Genomic DNA, 16,513 nt, shown 5'->3' on the forward strand with positions numbered 1-16,513 from the left:
TTAAACAGTTTGGTTCGTCACTATGATAGTCTCTGTCAATGCACTAAATAAGGCCTCCTTATAACGGATGAAATTGGATTGTCTTGGTTCTTCTTCTACACTTTCTTTGACTGCTATTTTGCCGTCTTTTACTGCTTGCAACTCGTTTTTATAAAGAGATAGAAACAATTCAGGCGCTTTATTTTTTAAGATCCTAACTGTGTGTGAGTAATTTTCCTGTACGTCTTCCAATATGGCCATGTTCTTTTGGTCATAAGTATGTATAACGTCCAACTTATTTATCAGCTTTTCCAGCTTGGCTCTTTCCTTTGCATAACCCATAATGGGACGAAGGTAAAAAAGATTGTCCCAAACTTTGCGCCTATCTTGTAAATTTAATAATCGTGTAAGAATTTGCCGGAAAAACATAAACCGGGTCTTTTATAGGCAAGTTGACCACAGTATGTACCGTTTGATATTTCTCCGGATCTGTGGGTGAATTTTTGGCATTCAAATCTCCCGATAAAACATAAACATCTGCTCGCTCTGTCTGCCGGTCAAACCCGCTAATGTCTATACTGGTTTTTAACTCTTCAGATGTATTTACAACATGTAAAGCCAGTACTCTCCCATCTTCGGAGCGCGTTGCAGTAACATTTAAAGAGCCATCCGTAAGCGCCTCCACTCGCAGCGGAAGATGATTTTCTGACTGCATTTTCTGCGAGTAAAATGGTGGCATCCCCCAAACCTTGTCAGCAGTAAAAAAAATCTGTCCTTGGTCCCAATCATTATCATTCTGCAAATAAGGCTGCAATGCGTTTGCCGGACTTGAAGTCAACACAGATTCGCTATGTTTTCTTATTGCGTTAAGATTAGTGGCGTGTCCCAGCGCCCGTTGTATACCATGTTTGCTGCCATTCTCTTCAAACACAGCAATTTTCATCCGTGTTTGCGGATCCCAACTTTTAAATTTTTGCAGCATAAGGGAGAGTTGCTTATCCGTTTCTATTCCAGAAAGGGGATCATCTCCGCCAACGTGCAAGTCCCAGTAATCTGCCTTTCCGTTGAGCGCTTTGAAAACATATTCCATATTTGGTGATTCTGGTCGCCACCAAGCCGCTTGTATAAACTTCAAAGATGAATCTTTTGCTATCATCGCCTTATGAAGTGATTCAAAATTTGAAACATATTCTTCATAAGCTTTCTTGCTATCGCCATTAAAAATAACCTCTTCGTTCCCAATCTCAATATACTTTACACCATACGGTTTGGCATGCCCATTCTTCGCACGCTTTGCTCCCCATACCGTTGATACATCACCGTTAAGATACTCCACCATATCTGCCATATCTTGAGGTGTTTCATAAATATTAACAGCGAAACAAGGTGTGATATTGGTCGCTTCACAAAACTGAAGAAACTCTTCAATCCCGAAACCATTTGTAGTATAGTGGTTCCAATGGCCACGGTAAGGCGGCCGCAAGTCCGGATCGCCAATCATATTTTTAAACTTGTATTCTGGCGAGTTGACCATCGTACCCGCATAACGTAAAAAAGTCACATCTTGATTTACCAGCATATTACCAATGTCTGCACGGATAGGAAGCCCTTTAAATTGCTCCGTTCCAGTGCCCATCAAAACGACCTGATCAACCCAGAGCTTTCCTTTCGATTCTATATAGACTGTTAGCCTGGCATTTGGATCATTGGTGTTTGTTGTCAGCTCAAAGGAGAATTTCTTCCAGGACGCTGAAATACCTGATAACTTTTTCAAAGCATAAATTTTACTCCCATCCGCACTTTCTATTGCTACTGTTACCGGCCCCTTCAACTTCTCTCCTTTTAAATACAACCTGCCCTGAAACCTTTGGTTCTGAAGAACAGAAATTCCCCACCTGTTTAAACCCCGGTTCGCTATTCCTACCTTTCCGCTTCCCGACAGGTAATTGATAACCTGAGAATTTTTCCCATTATAAGCTGAAGTACTATCCAACATAAAAGTCACTTTCGCGGTTTCAGAACGAATAGCATCCCAATTGTAACTCACTTGCTCGTCCGCATGGTTGACTAGCTTTAACTGATCCGCATTTCCGGAAGCTTTTACTACAACATTTTTAAACTCAATTGGCGATCTCCAGGTGCGCAATCCCACCTTTCCCGCAGGCAATGTTTCGCCCTCATCATTGAACAATAACTCCAGTTTGCCATTGAGGGAAATCTTCAATTGGGCACCTTCAAATTCCACGCTAATTTTATTCCAGGCCAGTGGATCAACGTTTACGGCGGTTTCTTTAAGGAATGTGAAATTTTGTTTGTGTTTCCCCAGTAACAATCTTTTTCCATCGCTACTTAAACTGATTTCGTACCCATCAAAATTGTCGTTCCCGACACCAGCATTTGCAACCCGCACCAACAAGCCTCCACTTTCTCCTTTTCCGGAAAATCTGATTTCTGCTTCTACACTCCCATTTAAAAATACTGCATTTTGATAAATAAGTTTAGCGCTTTGATCGGGCTCCACACCTATGGCATGTATCCCGTTCATTTTTACATCACTATTTGTATAGCGCCCGGGAATAATGGTAACTGCGCCATCTTTTGCAGTCCAATAACCCGTATACCGTTGCCAGTCCTTAAGATTTACACCTGTAGCCGGTTCTTCAAAGCTTTCTCCAAAAACACGCTGGTCATAGAATCCGCCATATATTTCATGATTTACATCTTCTATGTTAGATCCATAAATCAGCGGACTTATCTTATTTTCCACTTTATTACCGTTTACTTTTATGCTGCCGCTCTTTGAAGTAGGAAGCCAAACTTTATAGCCTTTCTCAGTGCGATTACCAACAGCATAATAAGGAATAGCTTTGAAGTTTTGACCAGCAACAGTTTTACCGGTTACCACATTAACCCCGTTCAGTAGCTTATTCTGATGGTTCACCTGCATTACTACCGTGGTATCAATCTGGATTCTGTCAAGATCAGTATTGTCGGCCGCTTCTACGCTGTAAACAATTGGTCCTGAAGCAATGGTCACCATGTTTCTTAAGTCATTTACCTTTTGGTTGGCAGTCACAAAACGAGGTTGCATTGGAAGCTCAAGCTCAACACGATCGCCCTTTTTCCAACTTCTGTTAATTACGGCATAGCCATTTTTCAAGGTTGCTTTTAGTAGCTTACCATTCAAAAATAACTTGTAAGAAGAAACCAGATCAGATTGGTATAATCCATAAGGATTTTCTTTACCTCTTGCCCAACCCGGGATTCTGATGTTCAGATTAAAAGCAACCGTCTTTTCAGGGTTTACTTCTACGCTGACTTTACCTTTCCAGGGATACTCTGTTTTTTGGGAAATGGCTACCGCTGTTTTATTAGCGAGCCTGATTTTTGAGTCGCTTCCAATAAACATGTTCACGAAGAGTTGGTTACCAGCTGATGCGTATATATAATTTGGCAGTTCGGCCACCATTTTCAAGAACATAGGTGGGCAGCAGGGGCAGGAATGCCAGTCCCACCTGGAATGGTTGTGTGCATTGAGTGGATTTTGATACGTATAGTTGTCGCCAGAAAGTGAAACGCCTGTAAGTACATTATTGTAAAGTACCCTTTCAAACTCATCCATATATTTTCCATCACCGGTAAGTTCATTCATGCGCTGACTAAAAAATCCTGCGCCTACTGCCGCGCAAGTCTCTAAATAGGCATTAGTTGGAAGGAAGTAATCGGGTCCGAACTTCTCATCATCAGCTATGGCTCCTACGCCGCCCGTTACAAACATTCTTCTGCCAACCATATTGTCCCAAAGCTGATCAGCCGTTTGAATATATTGAGGGGAACTATTTTCCAAAGCTACCGCAGCAATTCCAGTTGCCAATAGCGTAGCACGTACCGCATGTCCTTCTATAGTTTTCTGTTTAAAAAGAGGTATCGAGTCTTGTGCATAATCACCCCAGGCTGGCCGGTTCCCATTACCCGGATTTATTTCCTTGTATCGTTGATTTTTGATCCAGCTTTCAGACTTCTCCGCGCCCCAAGTTTGCCAAAGCGGAAACCCAACATTATTCCCTCTGTTTTCAATCCAAAATCTGGCAAGATCGTAGTAAGCTTTTTCGTTTACAGGCAGGCCTATTTCGGCCTTAAGTTCGGGGTGTTGCTTGTATAACCAATACAATTTCATAACAGCTTCCTCTGGGCCTGAGTGGGCTGGTACGATATTTCTTTTAGGCAAGGGGCCCATCAAACTGCTCATGTAATTGGCATACCTGGTGGCAACCTTTAATAACTTTGTTTTACCGGTTGCGTTATAATAGTGAACGCCGGCTTCTATCAGCATGCCTGAGTTGTAAACATCATGCTGGTATCGTAACATACCACCATTATCTCCCCAGCGATGGTTGGGCTCCATTAATTGTGTATATGTATTTAAATATCCTTGAGGATCTGCCTGCTGAGCCGCATAGATGCGGTCGATATAACCATCCAGGCGTGCTTGAAGTGCTGCATCCGGATACTCACCTATCAAATCACCAATTCCTCTTATGCTTTCATAAATTAACCCATCAAACCAGGGCAAACCTGCATGTCCACCGTTAAGCTCACCCTTAGCAACTTTATCAAAATTGTTAAATACATTGTTTTTATCCTGATCCGCTGCAGGAAGGTTCTTGCCTTCAAACTTATTGAGTACATCATTCGCAGTAGTTTTCCTCCAGGTGTCAAACTTCGGACTCCAAAATCCATCATGGATATTTGCCCTGTAAGTTTTAGAAAGCTGCGTACGGGTTGTGGCCAAAGAACTTTGTCCAAATGATTCTGAATAAATAACCGTTACAAAAGCAAGGGAATAAAAGAGACAATGTGGTTTCATATAGTGTGTTTAATATTTCAAATATATAAAAAATATAACTGGTACGAACTGGTACGACATTTATTTATATTTGTTTTTATAATGGTGTCATTATATTTGCCTGCAATCAACAAATAGTGAAAGAAAACAAATCCAAATATCAGCTGGTCATTAACCATGTCATTAATAAGATTAGTAACGGGCAATATAAAACTGGTGATAGAATTCCCTCAATTAACGAATTTAGAAATGAATACGGCCTTTCTCGCGATACTGTTTTTGCAGGTCTCCGCGAGCTAACATCCAGAGGGATCATTGCCGCAAATCAGGGAGTGGGATATTTCATTAAAAGCACTGCTGTTACTGCGGGTCATCATGTGTTTTTATTATTCAATGAATTTAACGAATTTAAGGAGGACCTATTCAATTCATTTATTGAGGCTGTGGGAAACACCGTTACGGTTGATCTTTATTTTCACAACTACAACAGGAAGGTATTTGAAACCTTGTTAACAGATGCCAATAACAAGTACACAGATTACATTATCATGTCTGGAAAGTTTGAAGGCATCGGTCCTATTTTAGAAACCATCTCCGGCAGGGTATTGCTACTGGATCATTTTCATCCTGAACTAAAAGGAAAATATACTTCAGTCTCGCAAAATTTTGCCGAAGACACCTACCTTGCGCTTAACTCAGCAACTGAACTGATAAAAAAATATCAGCGCATCATTATGGTGCAAAAAGAAGAAAAAGAACCTCTAGAACGCTACGATGGTCTTATCACTTTCTGTAATCAACACCAGTTTAAGCATGAATACGTATCTATAATCACTGAAAGAAAAATAACTAAGGGTGATCTTTTTATTGTGGTTAAGGACAAAGATCTTGTAGATATCTTAAAGCAAGCTACCTCACAAAACCTCGTACCGGGTACAGACTTTGGGATCATTTCCTATAACGACACTCCATTAAAGGAGCTGCTTGCAGGGGGCATTACTACACTTTCTACAGATTTCAAACTAATGGGTAAAACAATGTCTGCCCTGCTGAAAAGCAAAACTTTAAAAACAGTGGATAACCCATGGAAGCTTAACGTTAGGAAATCTCTTTAAAAACGAAACGCAGCACTTTCAAGATACAGGTAAACAAACCCAGACATGCTTTGTTGGTTATACAGTACTGTTTTTGTAAGCAATATAACCCTCAATATATGCAAGCACAACAAATAACCTTCAAAGCGAAAAATGTCACACGCTTTTTCACAACGCATCTGGATAAGATCTATTATGCAAAATTACATCTCGTTTTACAGCTTCCACGTCTGGCGGCATCTGAAGCATTTTCGGATCTGAAAGATGCCATAAATGAAACACTTGCTATAGTAAAACGACAAATACAGCGCCTAAACATGATCTACGACTTAATAGGTACAGAAGCTTCGGCTGATAATTGTCGCGGTCAGAGAACCCTCGTAGACGATGCTTATTGTTCAATAGAAGAGCAAGCAGCCTGTCCAGGCTTGAGAGATTTTGCGATTCTTTTTTATCTGCAAAACATACAAAGCATTGAACTTACTTGTTCTAAAATGCTCAAACTAGCGTCAGAGAAACTAGGCGATCAGGATGTAGAACAATTATTGCAGGAAAATTTTGATGATGCAAGAGCTGACGATGTACTGTTGCTCCAGGTTTCAGAAAAGTACCTGGCAAGTTAAAAACAAACTTAATTTAACCTGCTTTGTTATTTCTAAACTTAAAGTCTAACAATATGATACTCCAATCTTTAATTCAAGAATTTGAGCATGAAGTAACCAGCACCCGCAAATTACTTCAGGCAGTACCGGAGAAAGACCTTGCATTCAAGCCTGCTGACATCTCCTGGAACATGGGCCAATTGGCGCAGCACATCGCCACAATTTATTATTGGTATGTGGGAACGCTCACGAAGGATGTTTACGATATGGCTGCAGATAGTTTGGAGCGGAAAGATCCCAGCGACCTGAAAGCAACCCTTGAACTTTTTGAAAGTAATGTAGAGAAAGCAAGGGCAGCACTGAAATCCATAAAAGAAGAAAACCTGCTGGACGATTGGACAATGAAGGTTGGGAATCAGGTAGTATTAGGACCGATGCCCCGAGGTACAGTTGCACGCGGGTTCCTTTTTAACCATATTTATCATCATCGTGGCGAATTGATTGTTTACCTGCGTGCGACCGGAAACAAAGTTCCAAGCATTTACGGCCCTACTTACGAAATAGAGCAGCAACAGGAACAATAGCAACTACCAGCAAGCCCGCGACAGTGCCCAGTGCAAATTCTTTGATTATTGTTGAAATGCCCGGCAGCAAATCGTGCAGGAAGGAAATGTTGTGTGAGAAAATCCCTCCTGAAACCAATATAAGAGCGATAGTTCCGATGACACTCAACGCTTTAATAATTATTGGAAGGGATTTAACAAGGAACTGGCCTAAACTGTTGAAGAATCCTCTTTCTTTGCTTTGTTTGATTAGCTTGTAACCCAGGTCGTCCATTCTCACAATGAGTGCTACAATACCATAAACTCCAATTGTTGCCAAAAGTGCAACTACTGAAACAGTAATTATCTGCATGACCAGGGTGGCTTCCAGAACTGTACCTAACGCAATAATGACAATTTCTACAGAGAGGATGAAATCAGTAACTATAGCCGATTTTATTTTGGTTTTTTCTGCATCCGGGTCTTCCCGGATAGCCTCTTTAGCTTTATGATGAGTTGCTTTGTTCCGATGAAAAAAGTATTCTATTATTTTCTCCACACCTTCGTAGGCTAGGTAAAATCCACCTAATATTAATATCACCTTGATGGCTATCGGGAAGAACAGGTTAAGCAGAATGGCGATTGGAACGATAATTACCTTGTTTAACAAAGAGCCTTTTGTAATGGCCCATAGGACAGGTATTTCACGTGTGGAGAGAAATACGGTAGCTTTCTCTGCATTGACAGCAAGGTCATCACCCAAAATGCCGGCTGTTTTTTTGGTAGCCACTTTCGCAGCAACGGCAACATCGTCCATCAAAACCGCTATATCGTCTAAAACTGCAAAGAAACCTGATGCCATATTTTTGTTTTCGATCAGCACTCAAAAATCCTGCCGTGCACATCAATTATAAAAACAAAAATTAACGCACTATAGGAAGCAGAAAGCAAAATCTGCTTCCTTCCCCAATTGCACTTTCTACCCAAATCTTTCCCCCTTCAGCTTCAATAAAATCTTTAGAGATCGCCAAACCAAGTCCGGAGCCAGATTTATTATTGCCATCAGTAGGAACCTGAAAATAGCGGTCAAACAATCGCTTTTGGTACTGCTGATCTATTCCCTTCCCAAAATCGCGTACGGAAAACTCAATATTACTTCCTGATTCTATGATCTGGATAATTACCCTTGATTTTTGTGTGCTATAGCGAAGCGCATTGGATAGAAAATTAACAAGCACCCAAGCTGTTTTTTCTGTATCTACATTTACGTTGGGCAAATCGTTCCTTGAAATTAGTTCCAGTTCTACTCCTTTTTGTTCTGCCTGAAACCTAACGGTATCCATTGCATAAATGGCAATTTTACGGGGATCAGATTTAACAAAGTTTAATTGCAGGTTACCAGTCTCCACTTGCGCCAGATCCAAAAGTTCGCTGGTTATTTTCAACAATCTGCCGCAATCTTCTTTCATATGCTGTACCAATTCCTTCTGTTCCGGGTTCATGCTACCCACCCGATCATCATCCATTAACTTCAGACTCATTTTAATTGAAGAAATGGGAGTTTTTAGTTCATGAGAAACGGTAGCGATAAAGTTGGTTTTAGCCTCGTCCAGCTCCTTATATCGGGTTATGTTTTTCAGGATGTACACCTCTCCAGCTGTTTTTTTGCTCGGTGTGATTACCTGTTCTTGCTGGTCCTCCCATACAGGTACCGTAATTTGCCTGCGCTCTAACTGAAAATAAGACTCCTTACTATCAGCATATATTTTCATCGGCTTATCGCTATTGTCGATTTGAAGAATTTTATTGAGTAGGTCATTCTTCTTTTTAAGTTGCATGACATCAGTTCCTATCACCTCTTTTACATTGAGGTTTAGTAGCTGTGCGGCAACGGTATTCATAAACAACAGTTCGTTTTTTTCATTGAGCCCAATGATGGCATCTTGCATCTGTTCAATAATGGCTTCTATCCTTAACTTTTCAGATTGAAGTTTCGCCAGGTTACTGTTTTCCCATTTGTTAAGCTGTGCACTCATCATGTTAAATTCTTCTGCCAGCTCAGAAAACTCATCACTACCATGAAATTCCAGGCGTTGTTTGTAATTCTTACGACTGATTTCCTTCAATGCAGCTGAAAACTCCCGAAGCGGGTTCGCTACAAAACCTGGAAAGTTAACTATAAAGGAGAACAGGATGAGAAAACACATGGAGGCAGCAAAAATCAAGTACGTTGCCGCCTTCTCTACGCCATGTTGGGCGGCATCATTTTTTCTAACAATCGCATTCATGTTCAATTCGTCGATAGACCTCAGTAATCGTCTGGCATTAGTCAGAGCCTGTTGAATTGTGGCGGGATTATTGGAAGTATTCGAAAATTGCTGGTAGGCACTGTTTAGCATATCCACTGCTTTTCCCTCACCGGGTTCGGTAATGTTTTTATTTTCCAACGCCAATTGTGCGGCAAATTCTTTGTTGGCGACTGGAGATAATGGAAGACTATTTTCTTCCAGAATAGCCCTCATTTTACCACTGAATTTTAAGCTTTTATAGTTATCCTTCAGCACCACCTTGGCACTGTCTGAGATCCGGTCCATAAAATACATGGACATTCCTCCAAAAATGAGGATGACCAAAAATAGGAAGCCAAATCCAAGTCGTAGTTTTGTTTTTATTTTCATGTGAGTACTCTTTCTATTGTCTTTTTTATTGAAGATGGGCTATCGGCTTTTCCTAAGATAAAATTACCAAATCCGTTTCCGTATCTGCGATACTTTTCAATAACTTGTTAAAAATCGCGGTCCGCATAATAACCTGTAACAAGCTTAAATGTGGCTTACCAATACAAATAGTGGTCACCTCTTTTTCTGCAGCAATCCGGGTGATGGTTTGGGTAATGTCATCGCTTTTGATTTTGATCACCTCGGCACCTAACTCTGTTGCCAGCTTGAAATTGTTGATCAAATGCCGCTGTAAGTCTAACTTGATTCTGTCTCCATTTTCAGCACTTCTTTGCACATACAACACAATCCATGGTGAGCGGTAATAAGAAGCCAACCGGGCAGTTTTGCGGATGATGACTTTTGCCGTTTCATGATTGGTAGAAATACATGCTAAAAATTTCTCCTGTCGCAGTTTGATCTGCTTGGGTACCTCTATATTAATCTTTCTTTCCAGGTGATGGGCAACTTCCTTTAGGGCCAGTTCCCGGAGCTGCAAGATCCGCTCCGGTTGAAAGAAATTATTCAACGCCCGCTCAATTTTACTTTGGTCGTAGATCTTGCCAGCTTTTAAACGGTCAATGAGTTCATCTGCAGTTAAATCTATATTCACAATTTCATCGGCAGACTCCAGGATTTTATCTGGAATGCGTTCTGTAATTGGAATCCCGGTGATGGTTTCAATCTCTTCATTCATGCTTTCCAGATGCTGTATATTCACAGCGGATATTACGCTTATTCCAGCCTCCAAAATATCGGAAACATCCTGCCAACGCTTGGAATTTTTGCTTCCTTCTACATTAGTATGGGCCAGTTCATCTACAATCACAACCTCTGGATGAATGTTAATAATGGCATTAACATCCATCTCTTCCAGTTCTTTTCCCTTATAGAAAATCTTTCTTCTTGGGATCACGCTAACGCCGTCCAACAAGGCATGAGTTTCCGCACGGTTATGTGTTTCTATGTACCCAATTTTCACATCAATCCCGTCCTTTTTCAGCGCATGGGCTTCCTGCAGCATGCGGTAAGTTTTCCCTACTCCGGCACTCATGCCGATGTATACCTTAAACTTTCCCCGCCTCGATTTTTTAACCAGATCAAGGAACTTCTTTACTGAACCAGATTTATTGTCGTCTTCCATGCAGTTATTACCATTTTAGCTGGATGTATCCTTCGCTATTAAGATACCATATTAAGACAACAATTAATCCTACGGCTAACCACAGGATTAATTTTGCAAGCGGATTTTTAAAAAGGTCCGGTGCCATTGTAGTGTGTTTAAAATGAAACTGCAATACTCGCAGTTAGCGCAGCATTATAATTAACGGCACTTAAATCTCTAACAAATATTTTATCCTTACTATCATATACTTTTCCTTCCAATCTCACTACGGCGTTACTGATCGGCGAATAATCCAGATTTAAAGAATAGCCAGTAGTTTTAAAACCATTTGGAGTGCCCGTTGAAATAAATACCCCGTTTTTGTCCTCATAGTACTCCACTCGGCCTGCCACGGCCCATTTTGGGTTAATTTTGTATTGGGCGATGGCTACTGGCGACAATACCTCATTCTTATCGCTATTTCCTTTTTGTTTTTTCTGAGTACCATAATCAAAGCCAAGGGTAAGTCCAAATTTGTCAGTCAACTGAAATATCCCGTATAGGTTATGATAGAATCTTTGGACACGAACAGAATCAGGACCTTCGGTACCCAAATAATTGCTATAATTTACAGTTATGGTACTGGTGGGTTTCCAGGTTAATTGCAAACCACCGGCGGGCTGACTATTCCCATTCTGGCGCGCCATTCTCTGCCAGCCGTTCAAATAGAGCACAGCCGCGGTAAACTTTCCATCGTCACTACCATAAGTAAGTTTTGCTCCAGATTCATAAAAAGGGGTATTTTCCGAAGCGATACCCCTGGTTAATACCCAGCAGTCTTTAGAGATGGCACTTTCAAAACCTATATGTGAAGAGAAAACTCCGGCATCCAGCCAAAGACTTGCAGATTTGGATAGCTTTAAACCGGCATTTGCCTCAAATATATTTTTCAATACCCCAGGCTCTGCGGCTAAGTTGGCATTTGCATAAGTCCCGGCCATTACCGCGAGGTTTGCGCGCAGCATACCATTGTCATAACTTCCTTTTATAAAACCGAGATTAAGGTTCACTTCATTATGGCGGTTGTGAGAGTAGATAAAGCCTGGCCTATTGTTATCTGCAGGTTTATTGAAATCATAACCAAAATATGTTTCCAGGTATCCGGTAACTTTTACTTTTGGCGCTTCTTGTCCGTATGCAATTGATCCAGCTGTTAATGCAGCAGCTAGTACTAATAGTTTTTTCATTTATACTCTTTTATGTTGATGTGCTCCTTATTTTTTTAGATCGTTTAATGCTAGGTTCAGCTTCAGTACATTTACTGAAGTTGGTCCAAACAGACCCAACAGCGGTCCTTGCGTATTTTTCACCACCAATTCAGCGACTATTCTTTCGTCGAGCTTGCGCAATGCAGCAACCCTTTTGATTTGGATAATGGCGCCCTGTTCAGAAATATTTGGATCAAGTCCGCTGCCCGATGCCGTAACCATATCTGCAGGAATGTCTGCTTTCTTAATCGTAGGATTGTATTTTAATAGCGTATCGATCCTATCTTTCACTTGTTGCAAATAATCTGCATTGGAAGGACCTTTATTTGAACCTCCGGAACCTGCCGCATTATAACCAACTGCAGATGGCCTGCCCCAAAAATATTCGGGCTTGGTAAATGATTGACCCAATAGCGCATAGCCTACTACTTTACCATTTCTGGTTATTTTTTCCCCACCGCCATTTCCTTTAGAAAAGCTCCCAGCAAATGCCACTATTATTGGATATATGACGCAAAGCAATACCATTAAAACTGCAGTTAAGCATATAGATTGTAAGATGTATTTTTTCATGATCTTTTATTCTTTAAAAAAGCTTATACAAATAAGCCTACCAGCAAATCGATTATTTTAATCCCAATAAATGGAGCAATTACGCCTCCTAAACCGTATATCAAAAGGTTCCTGCGCAAGAGCGCACTAGCTCCAATGGGCTTATAAGCTACCCCTCTTAATGCCAAAGGGATAAGGATGGGAATGATGATGGCATTGAAGATCACGGCAGACATGATTGCACTTTCCGGACTATGCAACCCCATGATATTCAGGCTCTGTAAAGCCGGGATTGACGCTATAAATAATGCAGGTACGATTGCAAAGTATTTAGCCACGTCATTAGCAATAGAAAACGTAGTCAGTGTACCTCTGGTAATTAGCAATTGCTTCCCAATTTCAACAATCTCAATCAATTTTGTAGGGTCATTATCCAAGTCCACCATATTACCAGCTTCTTTAGCAGCCTGGGTACCGCTATTCATGGCCACACCAACATCTGCCTGAGCAAGGGCTGGAGCATCATTGGTTCCATCGCCCATCATGGCCACCAGTTTTCCTAAAGCCTGCTCATCTTTAATGTAGTTCATTTTATCTTCAGGCTTTGCCTCAGCAATAAAATCGTCTACACCAGCTTTCTCAGCAATAAATTTGGCTGTCAACGGGTTATCTCCGGTAACCATCACTGTTTTTACGCCCATTTTTCTTAAGCGCTCAAAACGTTCGCTAATACCAGGTTTGATAATATCCTGCAATTCTATCACACCCATCGTCTTCTCGTTAACCGCAACTACCAACGGCGTTCCGCCATTTTTCGAAATAGCTTTAACCTGGTCTTCGGTTTCCATTGGAAAAGGATTTCCAGCCATTAGCACCATATTGCGGATGGAATCAAACGCTCCTTTACGGGTTCTTTTACCATCCGTAGTATCCAAGCCACTGGAACGTGTTTCTGCAGTGAATTTGATGAATGTTGATCCAGCAGGTGCTTTCATCACTTTGAAATCCTGGCTGACGGCTAATTCAAGTATCGATTTCCCTTCCGGCGTTTCGTCAGCCAATGAGCTCATGACACAAGCTTCTATGAAAGCTTTGCTATCTACACCCGGCGCAGGATAAAAATTAGTCGCCTTACGGTTACCAATGGTGATGGTACCTGTTTTATCTAAAAGCAGCACATCAATATCTCCCGCTGTTTCTACAGCCTTACCAGATTTGGTAATCACATTGGCCCGTAGCGCCCTGTCCATACCGGCAATACCAATAGCAGATAACAGTCCGCCAATAGTTGTTGGGATTAAACACACAAAGAGTGAAATTAATGCGGCAATAGTGATCGGGGTATTGGCATAATCTGCGAATGGTTTTAAGGTTACGCAAACGATGATAAACACCAGGGTAAAACTGGCCAGCAAGATCGTTAAAGCAATTTCATTCGGGGTCTTCTGCCTCGAGGCTCCTTCTACCAATGCAATCATTTTGTCTAGAAAACTCTCGCCAGGCTGGGTGTTTACCTGTACTTTGATCTGATCTGAAAGTACCTTGGTACCGCCAGTTACAGATGATTTGTCTCCCCCTGATTCACGGATTACCGGAGCCGATTCTCCGGTTATGGCCGACTCGTCGATGGTGGCTATACCTTCAATAATTTCTCCATCGGTTGGTATGGTATTTCCTGCTTCGCAGATAAATACATCACCCTTTTTTAACAGTGCAGAGGAACGTGTTTCAATATTTCCGTTCTCCAAAACCACTTTTGCAGGTGTTTCCTCGCGGGTTTTTCTTAATGAGTCGGCTTGCGCTTTACCCCTGGCTTCGGCAATTGCTTCGGCAAAATTGGCGAACAGTACAGTTAGTAGAAGGATAAGGAATATAAAGAAATTGTATAAAGGTGATCCCTGACCGGCATGACTAATGGAGTAAACGGTAACGTAGGCCATAATTAAAGTGCCTACCTCCACGGTGAACATAACGGGGTTCTTAATCATCACCCTGGGATCAAGTTTGATCAAAGACTGTCTTAATGCAGTTTGCACTAAAGCAGGTTCAAATAATTTATTTGATGAGGTTTTCATAATCTAGAAAAATCTATTTAAGCATGGAAAAGTATTCTGCCAATGGGCCAAGCGCCAAAGCAGGGAAGTAGGAAAGTGCATTCAGCACAACGATTACCGCGAAGGTCATCAGGCCAAAAGTAAGCGTATCTGTTTTTAGCGTACCTGCAGATTCAGGGATGTATTTTTTCGCACCCAATAACCCCGCTATCGCAACTGGTCCTATGATAGGGATGAAACGACCTATCAGCAACACAAATCCGGTGAGTGTATTCCACAATACATTATTGTCGCCTAAACCTTCAAATCCAGATCCGTTGTTCGCATTAGAGGAAGTCACCTCATACAACATTTCTGAAAACCCATGAAAACCAGGGTTGTTCAACCAATTTTTTGGTTGCACTGCCCATGCAGCCTCTCCGTGTGTAGTAAATATATAGCTGGCGATTGCTGTTCCTGCCAGTATTAAAAACGGACTCAATAAAGTAATAATAGCGGCAATCTTTACCTCCCTCGCCTCCACTTTATGACCTAAGAATTCCGGAGTACGACCAACCATCAGGCCTGATATAAACACGGCAATGATGAGGTAAATGAAGTAGTTTAAAACCCCAACGCCGCAACCGCCGTAAAAGGAATTGACCATCATACCTAGCAGCTGCCACATACCACTTAGCGGCATTGTACTATCATGCATGTTGTTTACGGAACCTGTAGAAATAATGGTGGTAACCGTACTCCAGTATCCAGAAATAGCCGGACCAAAGCGAACTTCTTTACCTTCCATGGCTCCAGTACTTTGGGCTATTCCTATTTTTGTAAGTGCGGGATTGCCACCAAGTTCTGAACTGACCGTTGGAATGAGCAACAGGAACATCCCTATGGTCATTACACCAAAAATGATCCATCCCAATTTGCGTCTTCTAATAAAAATACCGAAAGCAATTACCATGGCAATTGGAATAATTACCTGGGCAATCAGTTCTACCATATTGGTTAGGTAATTTGGATTTTCTAACGGATGCGCGGAATTGGCACCAAACCAACCGCCACCATTAGTACCCAAATGCTTAATGGCAATCATACCTGCGGCAGGACCCCTGGAAACATTTACGGTATCACCTTGTAATGATATAAATTGATCTTTAGCTTCATAGCTGGTAGGTGTGCCATTAAAAGCAAGGATCAAGGCCACCATTAATGATAAAGGCAGTAATAATCTGGTTATTGATTTAACAAAAAACTCCCAGAAGTTTCCCAATTTTTCACTTGTCTTGTCCCGAAAGGCTTTAAAAAACACCACCGCAGCGGCCATTCCTGTTGCACAGCTAACAAACATCAAAAACATCATGACCACGTGCTGGGTTAAATAAGTAACCCCGCTCTCGCCAGAATAGTGCTGCAAATCACAGTTCACTACAAAACTCATAATGGTATTAAAAGAAAGATCAGGAGTCATTCCCGGATTTCCATCGGGATTGAGTGGAAGTTTATCCTGAAAGATCAGGACAAAAAAGCCGTATACTAACCAAACCAAGTTGATGGTTAGCAGCGCTTTCATATGTTGCTTCCAGTTCATTTCTTCTTTGGTGTTAATTCCAGAAAGTTTAAAGATTCCGGATTCAATAGGTTTTAAAAAGTCTGTCCAGACTTTTTCTCCGGCAAATACCTTTGCCAGGTATTTGCCCAGCGGAATGGCAATCACCAGCGTTATGGCGTAGGTGGCTAAGATTCCAAATAATTCTGTGTTCATG

12 protein-coding genes are annotated in these 16,513 nt (G+C 41.4%); 3 read left to right on the forward strand and 9 right to left on the reverse strand.

Features of this window, described 5'->3' with window-relative positions:
* Together ACXZ1K_RS18190 and ACXZ1K_RS18195 are read right to left on the reverse strand one after the other, a co-directional pair.
* Nucleotides 1–321 (reverse strand): hypothetical protein, encoded by a 321-nt coding sequence (locus ACXZ1K_RS18190; protein WP_458971107.1) that lies wholly within the window; start codon nucleotides 319–321, stop codon nucleotides 1–3.
* A 40-nt stretch (nucleotides 322–361) separates the two neighbouring features.
* Nucleotides 362–4,846 (reverse strand): beta-L-arabinofuranosidase domain-containing protein, encoded by a 4,485-nt coding sequence (locus ACXZ1K_RS18195; protein WP_458971108.1) that lies wholly within the window; start codon nucleotides 4,844–4,846, stop codon nucleotides 362–364.
* A gap of 116 nt (nucleotides 4,847–4,962) precedes the next feature.
* On the opposite strand from ACXZ1K_RS18195, the gene ACXZ1K_RS18200 reads away from it, so the two are divergent.
* The 3 genes from ACXZ1K_RS18200 to ACXZ1K_RS18210 all read left to right on the forward strand — a co-directional run bounded on the left by ACXZ1K_RS18200 (nucleotide 4,963) and on the right by ACXZ1K_RS18210 (nucleotide 7,105).
* The gene (locus tag ACXZ1K_RS18200) at nucleotides 4,963–5,940 is read left to right on the forward strand and encodes a GntR family transcriptional regulator (protein WP_458971109.1); all 978 of its coding nucleotides are present in this window, start codon (nucleotides 4,963–4,965) and stop codon (nucleotides 5,938–5,940) included.
* 98 nt (nucleotides 5,941–6,038) lie between these two features.
* Nucleotides 6,039–6,542 (forward strand): DUF892 family protein, encoded by a 504-nt coding sequence (locus ACXZ1K_RS18205; RefSeq protein WP_458971110.1) that lies wholly within the window; start codon nucleotides 6,039–6,041, stop codon nucleotides 6,540–6,542.
* A 53-nt stretch (nucleotides 6,543–6,595) separates the two neighbouring features.
* Complete coding sequence (locus tag ACXZ1K_RS18210; RefSeq protein ID WP_458971111.1) at nucleotides 6,596–7,105, forward strand: DinB family protein; 510 nt, start codon at nucleotides 6,596–6,598, stop codon at nucleotides 7,103–7,105.
* On the opposite strand, the gene ACXZ1K_RS18215 is transcribed toward ACXZ1K_RS18210, so the two are convergent.
* The 7 genes from ACXZ1K_RS18215 to kdpA all read right to left on the reverse strand — a co-directional run bounded on the left by ACXZ1K_RS18215 (nucleotide 7,071) and on the right by kdpA (nucleotide 16,512).
* Nucleotides 7,071–7,925 carry a DUF808 domain-containing protein gene (locus tag ACXZ1K_RS18215; protein WP_458971112.1) on the reverse strand — a complete coding sequence of 285 codons (855 nt, stop codon included), beginning with the start codon at nucleotides 7,923–7,925 and terminating at the stop codon, nucleotides 7,071–7,073. The genes ACXZ1K_RS18210 and ACXZ1K_RS18215 overlap by 35 nt on opposite strands.
* A gap of 61 nt (nucleotides 7,926–7,986) precedes the next feature.
* Nucleotides 7,987–9,741: a HAMP domain-containing sensor histidine kinase gene (locus tag ACXZ1K_RS18220; RefSeq protein WP_458971113.1), complete on the reverse strand. Its 1,755-nt coding sequence runs from the start codon at nucleotides 9,739–9,741 to the stop codon at nucleotides 7,987–7,989.
* A gap of 52 nt (nucleotides 9,742–9,793) precedes the next feature.
* On the reverse strand, nucleotides 9,794–10,924 hold the full coding sequence (locus ACXZ1K_RS18225; RefSeq protein WP_458971114.1) for a sensor protein KdpD: 1,131 nt from the start codon (nucleotides 10,922–10,924) through the stop codon (nucleotides 9,794–9,796).
* 137 nt (nucleotides 10,925–11,061) lie between these two features.
* On the reverse strand, nucleotides 11,062–12,132 hold the full coding sequence (locus tag ACXZ1K_RS18230) for a porin (protein WP_458971115.1): 1,071 nt from the start codon (nucleotides 12,130–12,132) through the stop codon (nucleotides 11,062–11,064).
* A 27-nt stretch (nucleotides 12,133–12,159) separates the two neighbouring features.
* On the reverse strand, nucleotides 12,160–12,726 hold the full coding sequence (kdpC, locus tag ACXZ1K_RS18235; protein WP_458971116.1) for a potassium-transporting ATPase subunit KdpC: 567 nt from the start codon (nucleotides 12,724–12,726) through the stop codon (nucleotides 12,160–12,162).
* Nucleotides 12,727–12,749: 23 nt separating this feature from the next.
* Complete coding sequence (gene kdpB, locus ACXZ1K_RS18240; RefSeq protein ID WP_458971117.1) at nucleotides 12,750–14,780, reverse strand: potassium-transporting ATPase subunit KdpB; 2,031 nt, start codon at nucleotides 14,778–14,780, stop codon at nucleotides 12,750–12,752.
* Between the two features lie 13 nt (nucleotides 14,781–14,793).
* Nucleotides 14,794–16,512: a potassium-transporting ATPase subunit KdpA gene (gene kdpA / locus ACXZ1K_RS18245; RefSeq protein ID WP_458971118.1), complete on the reverse strand. Its 1,719-nt coding sequence runs from the start codon at nucleotides 16,510–16,512 to the stop codon at nucleotides 14,794–14,796.
* Between the last annotated feature and the right edge of the window lies 1 nt (nucleotide 16,513).

The organism is Pedobacter jaeyakensis (assembly GCF_054461315.1).